Raw genomic sequence first — 19,944 nt, forward strand, 5'->3', positions numbered from 1 at the left:
GTTTTTTATAAAAAAGAAACAGGCACCAATTGCTTTGGTACCTGTTTTTTCTCTCTTCAATATTATCCCCAAATTTCTTTTGCCACATCAACAATGTATTTCAATTTATTCCATTGCTCTTCTTCTGTCAATTTATTTCCATGATGAGTGGAAGCAAATCCACATTGTGGACTGATACAAATCTGCTCAAGAGAAACGTACTTAGAAGCTTCTTCTACACGTGCTTTGATAGCTTCCTTATCTTCTAATTCTCCACTTTTTGAAGTGAATACTCCTAAAACTACTTGCGCTCCACCATTTGGTACAAACTCAAGTGGTTTGAAACCACCAGAACGTTCATCATCATACTCTAAGAAGAAACCATCTACTTTTTCCTTGGCAAAGAAGCTAGGCGCAATTTTGTCATATGGACCTTCAAATGCCCAAGTAGATTGATAGTTTCCACGGCATAGATGTGTTGTAACGATTAAATCTTCTGGTTTTCCTTCTAGAACACCATTAACTACACGTAAAGCTAAATCGATTAATTCTTGTCTTTCTAACTCACTTTTTGCAAATGGTAATTCTGGAGCACAAAGTCCTGCAATATAAACATCGTCAAATTGTAAATAACGACACCCAGCTTCATAAAATGCTTGAACTGCATCACGATATGCTTGGATAACATCGTTTGCATAATCTGCAAGCTCCGGATAGATTTCTTCATTACGAATTCCTGCATTGAAAAATTGATTTGGACTTGGGATTGTCATTTTGGCAACGGCACGATCTCCCACAATCTCATAAAATTCCTTGAAATCTTTAAGATGAGGATGATCAGAATTAAAAGATACTTTTCCTGTAACTCGTACGTCATATGCTTCTGTTTCAACCCCATTAAATTTATAACCGTGGTCAGGTACATAACCTTCTACACCATTTAAATGCTCCATGAAATCAGTATGCCAGAAGCGACGACGAAACTCACCATCTGTAACTGCTTGAAGACCAACTTCTATTTGTTTATCGACAATTCGTTTGATTTCTTCTGTTTCTACTGCACGTAGTTCTTCTGCAGTAATAACTCCATCAGCAAACTTCTTTCTAGCATCATGAATTGATTGTGGACGAAGCAAACTGCCTACATGATCTGCTCTAAATGGTGCCTTAATAATCGTTTTTGTCATTTGAATCCTACCTCCGTAAATTTCTTCTCTCTTTTTTTTGTTTGGATTTTTCTAAAAAACAAATTATTATGTATAGAAAAATCTCCTTTGTGGATCATACATAACTAATTTCCACACCTTGCTTAGTTATAAATAAATGTAACATGAAAACAAGCATTCGGAAACACACAAAATTTTAATTCTTGTGATTATTTAAAACTTTTCTAGTAATTCTACACTATTTCGAAAAAGAATACTAGAAGAAACAAAAAATAGACGCAAGCTACTATTTTGTTATAATAGCTGACGTCTATTTTTTATCATTTTATGTTTTAATATTCAAATCATGATGCAAGGATTCAGATGGAATAGGATTAATCGGAACTTGTCCTTTCGGAACTGGTTCTTTTACATAAACGAAGTCACCTGTACCATCTTGTGCACTTCCTGTTGCCCATAAGCCCTCAGAAGAAGCATCTCCTTCTGATAGATTCCAAAATTCATAAGCTTCTGGTTGCGATTCTTTTTCTGCTTCTGGTGGGAAAGTTGCTGGAACGACCACTCCATTTTTCGCTTCTAGTTCCTCAATTGCAGCCATCCATTGATATTGGTGGTAGCGGTCACGGGCTAACATTTTTCTAAATGTTGCTTTAACTCCCTCATCTGTTGTCATATGGTACAATCTTGCCACCTGCAGACGGCCTTGGCTTTCTGCGTGAAGATTGGAACGCATATCTGCTAATAGGTTACCACTTGCTACAATATAAGATCCATTCCACGGTACCCCATTAGAGTTTGTAGGCATACCACCCAAACCACTTACTAGCAGATGCTGTGGATTAATTCCACCCATAATGGCTGCAACTGCTGGATCTTTTGCAGCCTCCGCTTGATCCTCAGGTGACGCTCCATCTAGAAGCTGACTTATAAGAGAGCAGAGCATTTCCACATGTCCAATTTCCTCTGTCCCGATATCCATTAGCATATCCTTATATTTTTCTTCTCCTCTACAGTTGAAACCTTGGAAAAGATATTGCATCATAACTGTCATTTCCCCGAATTGCCCTCCAAGTACCTCTTGGATTTGACGTGCTAACATTGGATCTGGATTGTCCACTTTCACTTCAAACTGTAATTCCTTTTGATGACGAAACATGATATCTCCTCCTTATGACTTTTCGTATTTACTGTTCGATTAAGATGTACCCCGGATTACATAAGAGTAAACTGCGGGAAATATTTCCAAGCAAAAAGTTCCAGGTGCTAAAATGCCTCCTGGAACTTTTTTCTCTTATAATTTTCTAATATAGTAACTTCCTCCGTTTTTGCATCAAAAAGAAGTATTTTCATTTAAGTAAAACGCTTATATTTAAGAATAAAGAACCATTGCTAATCAGCTATATAATAACTGGATTATTTACTGCATTAGTATTGGTTGCGATTAGTCCTAGTGTACTCAATCCAGAGCCTGGTATCGCTATTTTAACTGGAACTGCTATATTCCCTTTAACAAATTCGGCCATCATTTCGATTCCAGCTGGTTTCTTAGGAGCATTTATTGGAACATCACTATCCAATAAACGGGATGAGAAGAAATACGCAGAAGTTATTGTTAAAGCTAATACGGGGATGAAGTGAAAATATAGCGCTGACATTCCATAACTTATTGTACAGGAAAGTCAGTCCATTGCTTTCCCGGGAAATAAAATGATAAAAACTGTCAATAATCGATTTTATCCTACTTTTTCCGCATACTCCTCTAACTTAGTTGATTACTTATTATATTTTTGAAGGCAATAACGTTTTCCCACGTCCAACATCAAAGTAACTCAAATATAGAATAAGATGGGAAAAGTAGAAATAGTAAGAAGATAAATTTATTTTTTCATACAGAATAAGCTCCCCTTTTTTCCTTGACCTTAAATGAAGTTGCCTCATAAATTCGAGACAACTTCTTCTACAATAAAGCAATTAATGCATATTATTATTCATTTGCTGTTGCATCGGCATACCTTGAGCAGGAGCAAATCCGTTTAAAATTTGCTGCATATCTTGTGCTGCTAATTGTGGCACTTGATAATAATGATGCTTGTTTTGATATAAGGAAACTTCATAAGCCATTTCAAGACAGTTTGGTATAGACGCGGCAATAACACGGCGTACTACTGGATTGGTTGTCTCTGAGGCTGCCATCGTTTTCATAGAAGCAGTTCCCTTAAGTGCATTTAGCATTGCTGCTGCCACATGTTGATCACTTATTTCCGTAACATTTTGAATTGGTTTAGATGGTGGCATTTGCGTCATACCAAAGATGAAATCATTATTTTCTTTCATCATATATGGCTCAGTTCTCTTAGCAGGGGATTGTCCTGTTTGAAAACACTGTAATGTTAAATTATATTCTTCTTGGATAAATTGAGATTGTCTGTTATGGATATCACGTAATTCAGGATCCTGAATATGCCCCCCTAACAGTTTATATAAATTTAATGTATTTATTGCACCAGCCAAAACTTCATGAACATCGAACATTTCATGCCCACCATGATTCATTGCTTGGGGAACTTGTCCTGTTTGTATATTTTGGTGTACTTGCTGTCCATTTTCTAACATATAACGTCCTCCTTTTCTAATATAATAAACAACAGGATTAGTATGATAAAACCACATTAAACTATTCGTTTAAAAATAAAACATAATATGGCAATACATATGGTTTGGTTTCTAAAAACATGGATTATTTTCTTATTTTAATCCATCCTAACAATTAGGAGGAGGTGTTATAATGCCAAGAGATCAAGTACATGTTAACGTGGATCCTAATATGGATGGGCCAAGAGAGGGAGTAATTGCTGATGCTGATGGAGACCAATTAGGTATAAGTAGAGACACTGGCGCAGAAACAACTGCCTTTCATGTGAAGCAATTAAAAAAAGACCCTGAATTGGCAAAATTTAACCAAACATTTAAACAATAATTTATAGAAAAAGAATTTGTAAAACTTAGGAATCATATGGAGGTAGAAATGAGTAGCTATTTAGATAAAGTGGTCACAAAAGTAAGAGATACTTTCGCTCATGCAACTGATTCAGTTCGCAAAAGTTTCCTCAACCTAACTGGAGAAGCTTCTGTCTCCATTAATCAGCTTGCAGCTTTTATAAAAGATCATAAGGAAACAAAAACAGAATGCAAATATTTATTGGGGAATTATTATTATTTTAGCCATTTGCAGGAAAATGGCATTCATTACTATTTAGAGACAAATGGCAATTATATTTTACAGTTAGATGCTAGCACAAAGGATCAGATTCTTATTGCCTATCGTTCTTACAAGGACAAGTTGTCTTTAAATTCCCCCATTAAATTCCCCAAAATATATTAAAAATAACAAAAAAACAGGATAGCATGAATTGATCTCGCTTCCTGTTTTTTAATATAGCTTAGACTATTTTCCCTTCCCAGCTCTGCATCCCACCAACCATATTTACTACATGAAAACCATTTTCCGATAATAATTGGGCTGCCTGACTACTTCTTCCACCAGCTTGACAAACGATATAATATTCTATTTGCTTATCTAATTCATGCATACGAAATTCAAGTAAGCGTAAAGAGATATTCATTGCGCCAGGAATTTTTCCTGTAGCCACTTCAGCTGGTTCACGAACATCAATAATGGATACGTTCTCCCCGCTGGATAGTTTACGATTTAATTCCTTTGGTGTAATTTCCTTCATACTATTATTCCTCCCAAAAATATTTTTAGCTACTTTAGATAAATAAATTCACATGCCCATCCTCTGCTTCCGCTAAATAGGCAGCTACACCAGCATACTCTATTCCGTCCAACAGCTCTTCTTCTTTTAATCCAAGTAAGTCCATTGTCATGGTACAAGCAACAAGGTTTACATTCTGCTCTTGTGCCAATGCAATTAATTGGGGGAGTGTCATCGCATGATGTTTATCAATAATATGCTTAATCATTTTCTGGCCAAATCCTGCATAATTCATTTTGGATAAACCCATTCTCTCCGCCCCCCTTGGCATCATTTTGCTAAAAAGCTTTTCTAAAAATCCTTTATTTATTTGGACCTTTTCTTCCTTTCGAAGTGCATTTAGTCCCCAAAAGGTATGAAATATCGTTACTTCATGATCATAAGCAGCTGCACCATTCGCAATAATATATGCGGCCATTGCTTTATCATAATCTCCGCTAAATAGTACAATCGTTGTTTTCTTTGTCATTGTCCCACTCCTAGTCATTTACCTTTACCCCTATAGGTATTATACATACTAAAAATAATAAGCTCTATTATTCTAGAGCCTATCCCTTTTTATCATCTACTCTTTACTAACAGGTTAACAGCTTCTTTAATAACCTCATCCATTCTTTCGCCGTTTTTTTCTGCTTCTACTACACAATCTACTAAGTTAGTGCTAACAATTACTCCCATTGTTCGATCTACTGCTGAACGAACTGCTGATAGCTGTGTTATTACTTCCTTACAATCCTTATTATCTTCCATCATTTTCAGAATCCCTCTTAGTTGACCTTCCATTCGTTTCACTCTATTTTTTAATTGATCATTATATTCCAAAGAAAATGCTCCTTCCACTCAATAAGTATTTTTTAATCAACCATTATTAATCATTTCATTATACTTGATTAAATAATACTATATATAGTTTGTCAACGAACAAGCCAGCTAATGAAAAGGAGATTTCCTTACCATTCATCTATTTTTTCTTAATCCAAAATTTGATAATAGAACCTTCTTGTTCTGTTTTTAAAATTTGATGTCCGACTTTTTTTGTCCATGCCGGCAAATCAGTTAAAATTCCTTTGTCTGTTGCCAATAATTCTAATACTTGATTACTCTGTAACTCATCTATCCCTTTTTTTAACTTAACAATTGGCATCGGACAAGTTAAACCTGCAACGTCTAAAATAGAATCAATTTGAATAGACGCTTCTGCTTTACTTCCTTCTTCTTTACGTTCTTCTTTTTGCGAACTACTTTCTTTTGTGATTTCTACTGTATCTGTCAAATTAGTAACAGCAGAATACGTTTTCCAGCCACCATCTACATTTTTTACTTCAAAGCCATTATTTTTCAATATTCTACTAGCTAAATAACCTCTTAGACCAACTTGACAACTTACATAAATCGGTTGATCCTTTGGTAACTCATCTAACTTATCTCTTAATTGACCTAAGGAAATATTCTGAGATCCCTCAATAAAACCAAATTCTCGCTCTACACTTTCCCTTACATCTATTAAATATCCACCGTTTTGGACTATTTGATCCACTTCATGCCACTGGATTTGTTCTAGTTCTCCGTCTACAATATTAGTTGCAACATATCCTGCCATATTTACTGGATCCTTGGCAGATGAATAAGGCGGTGCATAGGAGAGCTCTAAATTCGTTAAGTCCTCTACTGTTAAATTCCCTTTTATTGCAGTTGCAATTACATCAATTCGCTTATCTACACCGGCTCTTCCAATTGCTTGTGCACCGTAAATTCGTCCTGTTTCTTTATCAAAAATTAGCTTTAAGGCAATAGGTGAGCTTTCCGGATAATAGCCAGCATGTGCATAAGGATGAATGTGAACCACTTCATATGGGATATTCCACTTTTGAAGCACTTTTTCATTGTTTCCTGTAGTCGCAACTGTTAGGTCAAATATTTTAACAATGGAAGTACCTAATGTCCCTTCGTACTTTTCTCTTTTTCCCAATATATTATTTGCCGCAATTCGTCCTTGACGATTTGCCGGTCCTGCTAATGGAATCATTGTCTTTTTTTTATTGATATAATCGCGAACCTCAATTGCATCTCCTACAGCATAAATATCTTGATTTGAAGTTTGGAGCAAGTGATTTACAATAATACCACCTTGTACTCCAATTTCTAAACCGGCAGATTTTGCTAACTCGTTTTCCGGTCTAACACCAATAGAAAGAATAGTCATATCAGAGGTTATCTCTGTATTATCTTCTAATACTACTTTCTTGCCATTTTCTTCAAATCCCTTCACTCCATTTCCTAAGATAAGAGTGACTCCATTTTGTTTAAGATGTGTTTGAACAGGACTCGCCATTTCCACATCAAGCGGAGCTAAAACCTGATTACCCTTTTCGATAACTGTTACTTTTATGCCCCGAGCAACTAGGTTTTCCGCCATCTCTAAACCAATAAAGCCTCCTCCAATTATTATGGCACTATTTGGTGCTTGATGATCGACAAAATCTTTTATTCTATCTGTATCTGGTATATTTCTTAGTGTAAATAAAGATCCATGATTTTCTATCCCAGGAATAGGTGGAATAATTGGTCTAGCTCCAGGAGAAAGCAGCAATTTATCATAGAACTCTTCATAAACCTGAGCTGTTTTTAAGTTTTTAATCGTCACTTTTTTATTTTTTGCATCAATAGCTACAGCCTCACTATTTACTCTTATATCTAATTGAAATCTATTAGACATTCCTTCCACTGTTTGCACAAGTAATTTACTGCGATCTGTAATCGTTTCACCAATATAATAAGGCAATCCACAATTAGCAAAAGAAATATGCTCGCCTCTTTCAATTAAGATGATTTCAGCCTCTTCACTTATTCTTCTTAATCTTGCAGCAGCTGTTGCACCTCCTGCAACACCACCAATTATAACTACTTTTGTTTTCATATAAAATCTCCTCTCTTTAATACCTACAGGGGTATAATAGAATGTATAAAAAATACCCCAAGGGGTTTATTTATGTATTATATATGTCTTTAAATTGAAAGTAAAGAAAAAGGTGTCCAGCACTACAAAAGATAAGTAAGTATCTAATGCATCGCCTAACACCATTTTATGAACTAATTTATACAAGTCTTCTACGAATTCTACTACTTATAAAGTCAATGACAGAAACAACAACAATGATAATCATTAACATCATCCCAACTCGTTCCCAGCTACGCTGCATTGCGGCAATGATAAGAGGCGTACCAATTCCACCTGCACCAACTACACCAAGTACGGTAGATGAACGCACATCAATTTCATAGCGATAAATAGCATAAGAAGCAAATTCAGGAATAATCTGTGGAATTACCCCATACCAAATCGTTTGCAGTCTTCCAGCACCATTAGCTTTGAATGATTCAAGCACACTCATATCAATCGATTCAATAACTTCTGAATACAATTTTCCAAGCATCCCAATGGAGTTAATTCCAATCGCAAGCACCCCGGCAAATGGTCCCATTCCAACTGCAGCAACAAAGATAATCGCAAACATTACCTCTGGAAATGCACGAATTGCATTTAAAATCCATTTTCCAATATAGGAAAACTTCGAAATATTGGATGCAGCTAAAAATCCAAATGGAATTGCTAAAATGGCTCCAATAACTGCTCCTCCATATGCGATAGCTAATGTTTCAATCATATAGGCTATGTATTCAGGCACCTTCTCTAATACTGCATCATCAAAGAATGGATTCCAAAATAGACGTTGCAGTAATGCGCCTGGACTCAATGTTGATCCTCTATATGTCAAATCTGTAGTAGTCAGGGCAATATAGTATAGAAAAATAAGGATGACAGCAGAAATAGTTGTTCTAATCCAAAACATCCTGTCTTTTTTCGGCTTTTGTATGATAGTATTTTTCGTCATTATAATAAACGCTCCCTTACACGACTACTTACAAAGTCAATGATAGTGACCGCAATAAATGTCATAAGTATGATAGTTGACACATTTCCATAATTAAATAAACTAGTTTGCTGTTTTAAAATAATCCCAATTCCACCTGCACCAACAAACCCTAAAATAACAGATGCACGTACATTTATTTCTAACACATATAATGCGTAAGAAGTATATTGCGGTAAAATTTGTGGGATGACAGCATATCTAATTACTTGAATGGTACTCGCACCAGTTGCCCGAATGGCCTCAAGAGGATTTGGATCAATCGCTTCAATTGTTTCACTTATAAGCTTTGCAAGAATCCCTAGTGAAAAAATAAACAATGCCCCAATACCGGAGATAACACCAATACCCATAAAGGCAACAAGAAGAACGGCCAGAATAAGCTCTGGTATCGTACGAATGATGTTTAAAATAAATCGTACAATTTGATAAAACACTTTGTTCTTATTAATATTTGCAGCAGCAAGAAAGCTTATTGGCAATGCAAATATAACCGATAGTGTTGTACTCAATAATGCCATATTCCACGTTTCTATTAATGCTTTCATAACGGTAGAAATGTACTTTAAATTAGGCGGAAAAAAATCATAAATAACAAAATCTATAACAACTGGCATTCCAGCAATAATCAGATTTGGATAAGCTTCCGTGTAAAATGCAGAAGCTATATATAAGCCTATTACAATTATAAGGATATAAGTTATTGTTACTTTCGTCTTTGAATGGAATACAGCAATATTCCCATTATCCACTGACGCTTTATTCTTTTGCTTCGACATTATTATTCAGCTCCTATAATGTCATCTTCTTTAATTGGACGACCATAGATCTCTTCGAATGTTTTTTCACTTACTTCACTAACAGGTCCATCAAATACTACTTCTCCTTCACGCATGCCAATAATACGGTCTGCATATTCCATTGCCATATCAATAAAGTGAAGGTTAATAATTGTCGTAATCCCGTCTTCTTTATTAATCTTCTTTAAATCTTTCATAACTGTATGAGATGTCGGTGGGTCTAAACTTGCGACAGGCTCATCTGCCAAGATGACATTAGGCTTTTGCGTTAATGCTCTTGCAATACTAACACGTTGCTGTTGTCCACCACTTAATTGATCTGCTCTGCGGTATGCTTTATCGTCAATTCCGACTCTCGCAAGACTACCCATTGCCAATTCCTTATCTTCATTTGAAAATAATCCAAATAAGCTTTTAAATGTACCCGTTCTGCCAAGACTTCCAGTTAACACATTGCGAAGCACAGACATTCTTTTTACTAAATTATAGCTTTGAAAAATCATGCCGATATTTCTGCGGACTTCTTTTAATTGACGCTCATTACACTTTAACGTATCTTTTCCATTAATAATTAGTTCCCCTTCTGTAGGCTTCACTAATTGATTAATACTTCTTATTAAAGTAGACTTTCCAGCGCCTGATAAGCCTACAACAACAATAAATTCTCCGTCATTAATCTTTAAGTTAACATTCTTTAATCCTTGATGACCATTCGGGTAAGTTAAAGATACATTTTTAAATTCAATCATCTAAAGAAACTCCTCTGCATTTACTTACTTGTAAAAAAGGAGGTAATTAGCTCCTCCTTTTTTACATTACTGTCTATTATTCAGATAACTCATCTTCGAACTTGCTATATACTTCTCTTACAATATCATAATCTTCTGGCTTAGCCTCTGCAATTCCATCCCAAGTATATACATCATTCATGATTGCCATCATTTCTTCATCATCATTAAATGCTAGGAATGCATCTTTAATTTTTTGTTTCCATTCATCTGGAAGATCACTGCGTACAGATAATGTATCATTTGGAATTGGATCTGTATGACCGATAACCTTTAAGTCTTCTTTAACTGTAGGATAGTCACCTTCTACTGTATCACGAGCATCATCAAATGTAGTTGCAAAATCAGCTTGTCCATCAAGTAATGAAAGAATCGCATTATCATGTCCACCAACTACTGAATGTTGGAAATGTGTAGATAAATCCTCTACGCCCATATCCATTAATTGTGATGCAGGGAATAAATATCCAGAAGTAGATAATGTATCTGCATATGCCCAAACAAGACCTTCTGTATTTACTAAATCTTCAATAGAATTAATTTCTGAATCTGCAGGAACAACATATTGAGCAACATAACTGTCGCCGCCATTACGAATCGCTTTTAATAGTACATCAACATCGGCACGATCTTCTGCTTGAACATAACCAAATGGATTTAAGAACCCAATGTCAATTTTCCCCGTTCTCATACCTTCTACTAATCCAACGAAGTCAATCATAACTTCTGCTTTAACAGGAATTCCAAGTTCTTCTGAAAGTTTTTCCTCAAGTGGTTCTACTGTATCAGCAATTTTATCTGCCTCTTGTGATGGAATAAACCCTAAAGTTAATTCCTTAATTTCCTCGTCATTTCCATTGCTACTTTCGTTCTTTTCTTTCCCACCACAAGCTGTTAGTGCTACAAGCATTAATACCATAACTAGTGAAAATAATGTCTTTTTCAATTTCTTAGCCCTCTTTTCTTAATAAATTGTGTAATAAATAAAAGAAAACAACTGCAAAAAAACGATAAAAAAGTAGCTTTTAGTATGTATCTACATACTAAAAGTTTGTCCCCCCCTGTTCAAATTGTTGTAATGGATAAAATATATATAAAAATGGAAAAAGTCCATTTCTATTACGAAAGAGAGATATAAATACTGTAATACAAGTGGTAATAGTAATTAAGAAAGACTGACAATTACCTGATCCTTTATTTAGCTAAATGAAACATTAATTTTTTCAGAATATTCAATTTAATAGAAACCTACTATTTTTAAGATAGATATTCAAGAATATATTGATGAATTCCCGGTCTAGAAAATATAGTGGATGATTTCGTAAATACATTAATCGCTTGGTTTTCCAAGGTTGTCATTTCTGCACCTACTTCATTCAAAATGACTATACCTGCGGCAATATCCCATGGAGAAAGTCTAAAATCCAAGGAAGAATCTAATCTCCCACAAGCAACATATGCCATTTCTAATGCTGCAGAGCCAAGATAACGAACACCTCTTACATCATTTACTAAATGGTGCATTTTTTCATAGTCCACTTTTTCATTTGGAACAAGCCACAAATGATTGAAACATATTACTGCTTCTTCTACCCTACATGAAGTTAAAGTAGATAATGGCTGATCATTTAGAAAAGCGCCCTGATTTTTTATTGCAGAGAACAGTTCCTTTTTAATAGGATCATAAATATAACCAATGGTTGGGTCACCATCAATATAAACCGCAACAGAGATTGCATAATTCAGATTCTGATGGACAAAATTAGTTGTACCATCTATTGGATCAATAATCCAAACTACTCCTTCTTGCGTATCTATTGGTAATACATCTGACAAACCTTCTTCTCCTAAAACATAATGTCCAGGATAGGTTGACTTAATATTTCCGATAAAAAATTGTTCAATTTCTTTATCTTTTTGGGTAACAATGTCAGCAGCAGATGTTTTATATTCGACATTTAACTTTTCTTCCTGAGATAAGTTTAGACGTGCCCCAGCCTCCAGCGTCCATTCCTTCGCTTTCTCAGCAATCTCAATTACTCTCGAATCTACCATCTTTTCCTCCTCTGAAACTTACTGTATACAAGATTTATTTAATTTATGTATGAATAACACAAGAATACCATATTTTCGGCGTTTTTTGTCGCTATGTGTTAGTTTATCTCACATTCTATTTACTTTCAATAGAATATTGAATTTTTTCATTCAAATTTTTATTTTGCAAAAGTTTTCTAAACAACTTATTTTAAATGATATTTTGATTAAATCTTTTACAAAAGGAGAAAGAAATAGGATTAAAACCTCAAAAAGTAATTGTGCCAATAATATCTATAGTGGCAAATATTAGGATCTAAATAGTTTCACAGCTATATTAAATTAATGGTATCCGACAATAATTTCTACTTTGTGAAACTCCTTCAGTGGAGAGTTCTTTATCCCCGGTACTAATACTTAATACCCTACAAAAAAAGTAGGTGCATATTTTTAAAACTTATAAAAAAACTATACGTAAGTTTTAAAAGGAGGGAACACATTGGATTATCAAAAATTTGAACTAAGAAAAATAGCTTCTACGAGTGATGAATATGAATTAATTATTTACATAGCGGATCATTTATCTGAATTTGCTGAGGAATTCGGTAGTATTCCTAAAGAGAAGAAAGATATAGTCCATATAGCTAAATCTATTATTAAAGAAAGATACCCAGATATTAAAGTAAAATTAGCTAAGGTGATAATCGGTGGTATCGCTGTTACAACTATTCCATTAATTGGAGAAATCACTTCCGCAAATGCAGCATCTCCTTCCAATTATTCAACACAAAATCATTCGATTTATTACACCGTCTCAAGTAATGACACCTTATGGAATTTATCTCAAAGATACAATACAACGGTCGAAAATATAAAGCGAGCAAACCAACTTTCATCTGATGTTTTACAAGTCAACCAACAGCTAATTATTCCTATGGCCATTCATACGGTAGTTGCGGGGGATTATCTCACCGTTCTTGCAAAAAACTATAACACAACCATAGAAAGGATTAAGCAAGCAAACAATTTAACTAGTGACAGCACCCGCTTAGGTCAAACACTTCAGATACCAAGTACTGCTTCTGAATCTCTCGAAAAAGTTATAAAAATTCAGATTTAACTCTTTTCCTTTCCATTATTGGAACTACATCTATCAGTAACCCCTTATGCTAATCTAAAACTGCTTCCTAGACCTCATCAGGTATAGGAAAGGACGCCTCATTTGAGATGCCCTCTTGAACCCTATCTATAAAGATTATTCGTTATCAATTTCATTATTTGTTAAGTAGTAAACATCATTAACTAGCCTCTCACCTCGAACTTTGCAGCTAATGACTTAATTGTTGTTGTTCTTCTTAAGAATAAAGACCAATTGTTGAGTTTTTTGACTTTCAGATCGGTCAACTATAATACTTAAGAGACCAAAGAGTAGAAGCGTTATCTATCGGTACACAACCTAACCCTCAGGAGGTTTCGATTGTTAAACCATCTCCCATCATTTTCTGCAAATGTAGGATCAGATCCAGAACCTCTTCTATTTCAATAGACTTTCATGTTGTATCCGCAAGAATCTCTTCCAGTTTCCTTTTATAACCAAATATCTTACTTAACATTCTTATAACCTCTTGAAAAAATTTGACTATGACTTTTTAAATTCCAATGAGATAAATTGATTGTTGTTTTACCAAAAGAACCGATTTTAACTTGCTTGTTTTCTTTATAAGGGAACATTCTCGCAGTAAATACTTCTTCCCCATTATTTACAAATACTTCAATCGTTGAAGCATCTAAAAATACCTGTAACTGTTGTAGACTTTTTAATTCACATTGCCTACGTTCCATTAATCCATCTACAAAGTTCCTTCGTTCGAACGTAAATACTTTTTTCTCTTTATTAAAAATAAGACGAACCTCTCCACGAATGGAGAGCTCTAAACGTTCTGTACTTTGATCATTTACCTCTAGTAGAAGCTCTGCTGTTTCCTTATCCATATTAATAACTTGTTGATTGCTTTCTTTCAGAGACAAATTAAATTGATGGACAATCTCTTCGCGTAATATTTCCAACTCTGTTATAGGCGTTTGATTGACCTTTCCATCCTTTATAGTTAGTTCCCGTGGAAGAGTCATGGCATGGAGCCATTTATGTTTTACTGTCGGATGCTTATCCTCATATTGCTCTGGAACACCCATCCAGGCAATCAAAATGCGCCGCCCATTCTCGTCTATTGTTGTTTGTGGTGCATAAAATTCAAATCCCCGGTCTAGCTCTTCAAATGGCGTGGAAATTTGTAAGTTATATTCGTTGTCCAAGTGTCCCAGAATATAACCAGATTGATACACATTGTGATACTTCATCCCTTTTTCTTCCAACCCTTGAGGAGAAAATAATAAAACATCCTTACCATTTATATTAAAGAAATCTGGACATTCCCACATAAAGCCAAACTCTCCATCTGAACCTGCGATGGGGCCAAGCTCCTCCCAATGATGAAGATCTGTTGATTGAAAAAGCACCGCTTGCCCCTCCAGTTTTTCACTTTGCGCACCAATAATCATGTACCACTTATCACCGTTCCTCCATACTTTCGGATCACGAAAATGAGGTGTGTATCCCTCTGGTAAGTTAATCACTGGACCTTTTTTCTCAAATTTCACGCCGTCACTCGAAACAGCCAGACATTGATATGTCTCACGATTACCAACTTCATCTTTCACATTTCCTGTATAAAACAAGTACAACTGACCCTCATGCACAATAGCACTACCAGAGTAGCAGCCATTTTTATCAAACCAATCAGAGGGTGTGAGTGCAATTGGCTCCTCCTTCCAATGAACGAGATCTGCTGATGTATAATGCGCCCAAAATTTTGCACCATGCCCCGTTTTAAATGGCATCCATTGATAAAACAAATGATAAATACCATTCCATTGAACAAATCCATTCGGGTCATTCAGCAAACCTACAGGTGGAGCTATATGATAATGAGGATAATATGGATCGTTTTGAACGATATCTTGATGCTTTTCAATTTCCTTTATGGCTTCAAATCGTAACTGTTGATCCAATCTAGACATTTTGTTCCCGCCTTACTTTTCCCACATATTTTTCTACTTGATCAAGTGTCGGTAATGCAGACATTGCCCCTTTTGTAGATGCAGCTAAACCTCCTGAAACATTTCCGTACATCGCCATTTCTTTGGCCTCTGCTAAAGAAAGTTCTCCAACGTTCCCACCATTTTCATTTAATTTATATAAAATAACAGAGACAAAGGCATCTCCAGCACCAGTCGTATCTACAGCATCAACCTTCATTGGAGCTACTTTTGACTGTTCTCCATTTAAGATTACAATACATCCTTTACCACCTAATGTAATAAACAATAGTGGAATATCGTATGCTTCTATTTTTTTTATTCCGGCTTGAATATCCTGTTCACCCGTTATAAACTGTAATTCTTCTTCTGAAATTTTCACAACATCTACCTGGTCAAGCATAGATACAATCGTTTTTTTCGCTACTGCTTCACTTCTCCATAACTCAAGGCGAAGATTGGGATCATAGGAAATCAACATTCCTGCTTGCTTTGCTAATTGTACTGCCTTTTTCGTCGCCTTTTTAGCAAGATCATCAATCATGGAAATAGATCCAAAATGAAGAACTAGATGTGATGTCAAGACTTTTCCATTTATCTCTTCAGGTTTTAAAAAGCGATCAGCACTTGGATTAATATAAAAATCAAAGCTTCGTTCACCATTTTTCTCTAACGTAACAAAAACAGTACCGGTACGATGTTCTTTCGTTAAAAACATTTGGCTCGTATTTACATGATATGCTGCTAATGCATCTCTTAAAAATGCCCCTAAAACATCATCACCAACCTTCCCCAAAAATGTTGATTTCGCTCCTAACTGAGCAATACCTACAGCAACATTAGCAGGTGCACCCCCTGGACTTTTTTGATAAGTTAAATTTTCATTATCAAGAGGAATAAAATCAACCAATGCTTCTCCTAAACAAATTACACCATTTTTCATCATAAACAACCACCTTTAATATTATGAAAACTAGCTAACACCTATCCTTGATGTACTACGGACCTTAGTTGCACTATACTAACCCTAAAATTTTTAAAATAACTCTTCCTTTTTGAACTACTATTAGAAAAGACTTATAGTAAATGTAACAGGCTCGTTTCTATAAAACGAGCCTGTTACATTTATATCTCTCCAACCTAATTCACATCTATAATTAGAATAATAAATGTTGATCGTTGACATTTAAAAATAAATTCAAAGGGTAGGTTAATAGTCAAAATTGATTACAAGCTTTTATTTAACTTTTTAGACTTAGACAGAAGAATTGTTATTACAAATGATGCTATAAGTGAAATTAATATTGCTATTAAAAAGTTTATAACATCTCCAGCTTGAACAGTGACAAATCCAATAACACCAGCTGGTCCAGGTGCTACATTTGTGATTTGAGCAAAAGCTGCATATGCGCATCACAGTGCGGAACCTATCATTGCAGCATAAAATGGGTATTTCAATTTAAGATTCACACCAAACATCGCTGGCTCTGTAATCCCTAATAAAGCTGATATGCCTGAAGAGACCGCAACACTTTTCATTTTCTTATCTTTTGTAATTAGCATAGTTGCAAAAGTGGCTCCCCCTTGAGCAACGTTGTTTGAAGCGACAAGTGCAAGTAAGAAAGAACCGCCAGCCGCAATTAACTGAATGTCAACTGGGAGTAGACTGTGATGCATACCAGTCAATGTTAACGGTGCCATAATGAATCCAAAAATAGCACCTCCAAAAAAGCCTAATGTATCATATAACCAAACCAAACCATTAGCTAATAAGTCCCCCGCAGATCTCATAATTCCACCAACAACACTAAAGGTAAGAAAGCTTGTGATAAAGACAGCCAATAAAGGTGTTAATAAGTTATCGAGTACGGACGGAATAATTTTACGCAGATTTTTCTCGGTCCATGCCAAAATAAATGACGCAGCTAGTACTGGGAAAACAGTACCTTGATATCCTACTTTTTCAATGGAAATGCCAAGTATATTCCAAACGGGTACAGTATTATTAAGAACAGCCTCTCCATACCCATACGCATTTAACAGATCAGGATGTACCATAATCATCCCAATTACAGCCCCTAAGTAAGGGTTACCACCAAACATTTTCGTTGCTGAAAAACCAATTAAGATAGGGAGGAATACAAAGGCCGCATTTGCAAAGATATTGATCATATTAGCTAAGTCGGTAATTTGCGGGTATATATCCATTAAAGATTTGCCTTCAATAAACAGCCCTTGAGACGTTAGAACATTGTTTATCCCCATCAGAAGACCAGCTGCTACAAGAGCCGGAATAATAGGTACAAATATATCTGACAAAAGTTTCACAAGTTTTTGAACCGTATTCATTTTTTTATTTGCTTCTTTTTTAACCTCAGATTTAGTAGATTCATTGATATCGGCGAGTTTAACTAAAGAATTATAAACCTCATTTACAGTGCCTGCACCAATAATAATCTGATATTGACCGGAATTACTAAACTGACCTTTTACAAGTTCTATATTTGATAACTCTTCAGATTTTACAAGTGATTCATCAATTAAAACTAAACGGAGCCGTGTTGCACAATGTGCTGTGCTTATTATATTTTCCGGTCCGCCAATATTATCTAAAATCTGCTGAGCAGTTTTATCTATGTTATTATTCATTTTCTCAAACCTTCCCTTTATTTACTTCATACATAATAGCTTCATAAGGCCTCAATGTTAGCTTTTTTAAATCTAAACTTGAATTATTGTAATTACTAATTAAAATCTCTACTTTTGAGCTCTTGGATATTTCATAAGAAAACTCTTTTTCATGCTCGTAGAAGTTGCAGACAATTAATAGTTTCTTGTTCTCTAAAATACGTTCATATGCATAAATACTCTCATCCTCGGGATTGAGGAGATGATAAGTACCATAAATAAGAGTAGTATTATTCTTCCTCATATTGATTAATTTTTGATAGTGATAAAAAATAGAGTTTTTATCATTAAGAGCGCTTTCAACATTAATAAAAGTGTAATTGGGATTTAGATTCATCCATGGTTTTCCTGTAGAAAAACCTGCATTTTTTTCATCTGACCATTGCATCGGCGTTCTGGCATTGTCTCTTGCTTTCATATATAATGATTCCATAATTTCTTCTTCACTAAAACCAGCTTTTATTCGTTCTTTATAGACATTTTGAGTTTCAATATCGATATAGTCATCAATCGAATTAAAAGCAGCATTCGTCATACCAATCTCTTCTCCCTGATAAACATAGGGTGTACCTTTCATTCCATGTAATAATGTTGCTAACATCTTTGCTGATTGAACCCGATATTCACGATCATTACCCCATCTAGATACAATCCTTGGTAAATCATGATTGTTCCAAAATAGGCTGTTCCACCCTACTTGATCAAGAGCATACTGCCATTTACTTAATACCTGTTTTAACTCGACTAACTCTAATTTCTTTAAATCCCATCTTCGCTTGCCTGGTATCTTATCTAAGTTCATATGTTCAAACTGAAACACCATATTCAATTCTTTTCGATTAGGATCAGAGTATAACTTAGCATTTTCTGTTGTTGCTCCCCATGTTTCCCCAACCGTTAATAAATCGTGTTTTCCAAAAGTATTAAGATACATTTCTTGCAAATAATCATGTAATTTCGGACCGTTTTCTTTTATTAGATTATCAGGTTCTTTCCCTATTAAATCAATTACATCCATACGAAAACCACTTATACCTTTATCAATCCAGAAATTCATCATGTCCCAAATACTCTGTTTCATCTCTTCATTTGCCCAGTTTAAATCAGGTTGCTGTTTGCTATAAAAGTGTAAATAATATTGACTTGTATTTTCATCATATTCCCAGGCTGATCCCCCAAAATTAGAATTAAGTTCATTTGGCTCATGACCACTTACAGGATCACGCCAAATATAATAATCTCTATAGGGGTTGTCTTTTGATTTCTTGGCTTCAATGAACCATGGATGCTGATCTGAAGTATGGTTTACAACTAAGTCCATGATAATTTTCATTCCTCGTTCACGACTCTCTAATAACAGTTTATTCATATCATTCATTGTTCCATATTCAGATAAAATAGAATGGTAGTCACTTATGTCATAGCCATTATCTACATTAGGAGATTCATAAACTGGACTTAACCAAATAACATCAATCCCTAGTTTTTTTATATAATCTAATTTTTGTATAATACCTTTTATATCACCAATTCCATCACCGTTACTGTCATTAAAGCTACGAGGGTATATTTGATATATAACACTTTTATGCCACCACTTTTTTTGAGCTTTTTCCACTTCCATCCCCCTTTTTGTATTACGCTTACAAATTGAGTATAATGAATTTGATGCATTACTTCTTGCA

19 protein-coding genes and 1 pseudogene are annotated in these 19,944 nt (G+C 35.0%); 4 read left to right on the plus strand and 16 right to left on the minus strand.

The features are described 5' to 3' along the window. Positions 1-62: 62 nt before the first annotated feature. Both ACTNDN_RS11175 and ACTNDN_RS11180 read right to left on the minus strand, forming a co-directional pair. Positions 63-1,166, minus strand: coding sequence for a 5-methyltetrahydropteroyltriglutamate--homocysteine S-methyltransferase (locus tag ACTNDN_RS11175; RefSeq protein WP_441131253.1), 1,104 nt, complete (start codon positions 1,164-1,166; stop codon positions 63-65). 304 nt (positions 1,167-1,470) lie between these two features. Further along, complete coding sequence (locus tag ACTNDN_RS11180; protein WP_031536403.1) at positions 1,471-2,301, minus strand: manganese catalase family protein; 831 nt, start codon at positions 2,299-2,301, stop codon at positions 1,471-1,473. 230 nt (positions 2,302-2,531) lie between these two features. Here ACTNDN_RS11180 and ACTNDN_RS11185 point away from each other — a divergent pair, with 230 nt between their 5' ends. Then, positions 2,532-2,783, plus strand: a complete 252-nt coding sequence (locus ACTNDN_RS11185; RefSeq protein ID WP_031536402.1) for a hypothetical protein — start codon at positions 2,532-2,534, stop codon at positions 2,781-2,783. 333 nt (positions 2,784-3,116) lie between these two features. Here the strand turns inward: ACTNDN_RS11185 and ACTNDN_RS11190 are convergent, their stop codons facing one another. Then, complete coding sequence (locus ACTNDN_RS11190) at positions 3,117-3,758, minus strand: spore coat protein (RefSeq protein WP_441131254.1); 642 nt, start codon at positions 3,756-3,758, stop codon at positions 3,117-3,119. 172 nt (positions 3,759-3,930) lie between these two features. Here ACTNDN_RS11190 and ACTNDN_RS11195 point away from each other — a divergent pair, with 172 nt between their 5' ends. Both ACTNDN_RS11195 and ACTNDN_RS11200 read left to right on the plus strand, forming a co-directional pair. Continuing rightward, positions 3,931-4,122: a hypothetical protein gene (locus ACTNDN_RS11195; protein ID WP_031536400.1), complete on the plus strand. Its 192-nt coding sequence runs from the start codon at positions 3,931-3,933 to the stop codon at positions 4,120-4,122. A gap of 48 nt (positions 4,123-4,170) precedes the next feature. Continuing rightward, positions 4,171-4,527 carry a hypothetical protein gene (locus tag ACTNDN_RS11200; protein ID WP_048718454.1) on the plus strand — a complete coding sequence of 119 codons (357 nt, stop codon included), beginning with the start codon at positions 4,171-4,173 and terminating at the stop codon, positions 4,525-4,527. A gap of 58 nt (positions 4,528-4,585) precedes the next feature. On the opposite strand, the gene ACTNDN_RS11205 is transcribed toward ACTNDN_RS11200, so the two are convergent. The 9 genes from ACTNDN_RS11205 to ACTNDN_RS11245 form a co-directional block, all read right to left on the minus strand. Next, positions 4,586-4,882, minus strand: a complete 297-nt coding sequence (locus ACTNDN_RS11205; protein ID WP_048718457.1) for a rhodanese-like domain-containing protein — start codon at positions 4,880-4,882, stop codon at positions 4,586-4,588. A 34-nt stretch (positions 4,883-4,916) separates the two neighbouring features. Then, positions 4,917-5,390, minus strand: a complete 474-nt coding sequence (locus ACTNDN_RS11210; RefSeq protein WP_152910838.1) for a DsrE/DsrF/DrsH-like family protein — start codon at positions 5,388-5,390, stop codon at positions 4,917-4,919. 92 nt (positions 5,391-5,482) lie between these two features. Beyond that, positions 5,483-5,743: a metal-sensitive transcriptional regulator gene (locus ACTNDN_RS11215; RefSeq protein ID WP_031536397.1), complete on the minus strand. Its 261-nt coding sequence runs from the start codon at positions 5,741-5,743 to the stop codon at positions 5,483-5,485. Between the two features lie 139 nt (positions 5,744-5,882). Further along, positions 5,883-7,838 (minus strand): FAD-dependent oxidoreductase, encoded by a 1,956-nt coding sequence (locus ACTNDN_RS11220; protein ID WP_441131255.1) that lies wholly within the window; start codon positions 7,836-7,838, stop codon positions 5,883-5,885. Between the two features lie 178 nt (positions 7,839-8,016). After that, positions 8,017-8,814, minus strand: a complete 798-nt coding sequence (phnE, locus tag ACTNDN_RS11225; protein WP_441131256.1) for a phosphonate ABC transporter, permease protein PhnE — start codon at positions 8,812-8,814, stop codon at positions 8,017-8,019. Then, positions 8,814-9,632 (minus strand): phosphonate ABC transporter, permease protein PhnE, encoded by an 819-nt coding sequence (gene phnE, locus ACTNDN_RS11230; RefSeq protein ID WP_235252249.1) that lies wholly within the window; start codon positions 9,630-9,632, stop codon positions 8,814-8,816. The genes phnE (ACTNDN_RS11225) and phnE (ACTNDN_RS11230) overlap by 1 nt, the downstream gene beginning before the upstream one ends. Before the next feature lie 2 nt (positions 9,633-9,634). Continuing rightward, on the minus strand, positions 9,635-10,402 hold the full coding sequence (phnC, locus tag ACTNDN_RS11235; RefSeq protein WP_031536392.1) for a phosphonate ABC transporter ATP-binding protein: 768 nt from the start codon (positions 10,400-10,402) through the stop codon (positions 9,635-9,637). A 76-nt stretch (positions 10,403-10,478) separates the two neighbouring features. Further along, entirely contained in the window at positions 10,479-11,387 is a 909-nt protein-coding gene (gene phnD / locus ACTNDN_RS11240; protein WP_081836572.1) for a phosphate/phosphite/phosphonate ABC transporter substrate-binding protein, read from the minus strand. A gap of 311 nt (positions 11,388-11,698) precedes the next feature. Then, positions 11,699-12,496 carry an inositol monophosphatase family protein gene (locus ACTNDN_RS11245; RefSeq protein ID WP_048718461.1) on the minus strand — a complete coding sequence of 266 codons (798 nt, stop codon included), beginning with the start codon at positions 12,494-12,496 and terminating at the stop codon, positions 11,699-11,701. A gap of 478 nt (positions 12,497-12,974) precedes the next feature. Here ACTNDN_RS11245 and ACTNDN_RS11250 point away from each other — a divergent pair, with 478 nt between their 5' ends. Beyond that, positions 12,975-13,595: a LysM peptidoglycan-binding domain-containing protein gene (locus ACTNDN_RS11250; RefSeq protein WP_441131257.1), complete on the plus strand. Its 621-nt coding sequence runs from the start codon at positions 12,975-12,977 to the stop codon at positions 13,593-13,595. A 482-nt stretch (positions 13,596-14,077) separates the two neighbouring features. On the opposite strand, the gene ACTNDN_RS11255 is transcribed toward ACTNDN_RS11250, so the two are convergent. From ACTNDN_RS11255 to ACTNDN_RS11270, 4 genes and pseudogenes are all read right to left on the minus strand, one after another. Further along, a complete protein-coding gene (locus tag ACTNDN_RS11255; RefSeq protein WP_441131258.1) occupies positions 14,078-15,553 on the minus strand; it encodes a glycoside hydrolase family 32 protein in 1,476 nt (491 codons plus the stop codon). Beyond that, a complete protein-coding gene (locus tag ACTNDN_RS11260) occupies positions 15,546-16,514 on the minus strand; it encodes an aminoimidazole riboside kinase (protein ID WP_441131269.1) in 969 nt (322 codons plus the stop codon). The genes ACTNDN_RS11255 and ACTNDN_RS11260 overlap by 8 nt, the downstream gene beginning before the upstream one ends. A 284-nt stretch (positions 16,515-16,798) precedes the next feature. Then, positions 16,799-18,220 (minus strand): annotated as a pseudogene (locus ACTNDN_RS11265) (sucrose-specific PTS transporter subunit IIBC). Between the two features lie 4 nt (positions 18,221-18,224). Further along, positions 18,225-19,883, minus strand: coding sequence for a glycoside hydrolase family 13 protein (locus tag ACTNDN_RS11270; protein WP_441131259.1), 1,659 nt, complete (start codon positions 19,881-19,883; stop codon positions 18,225-18,227). Between the last annotated feature and the right edge of the window lie 61 nt (positions 19,884-19,944).

The sequence above is a fragment of the Niallia sp. HCP3S3_B10 genome, assembly GCF_052064465.1.
Lineage (GTDB): Bacteria > Bacillota > Bacilli > Bacillales > Cytobacillaceae > Niallia > Niallia hominis.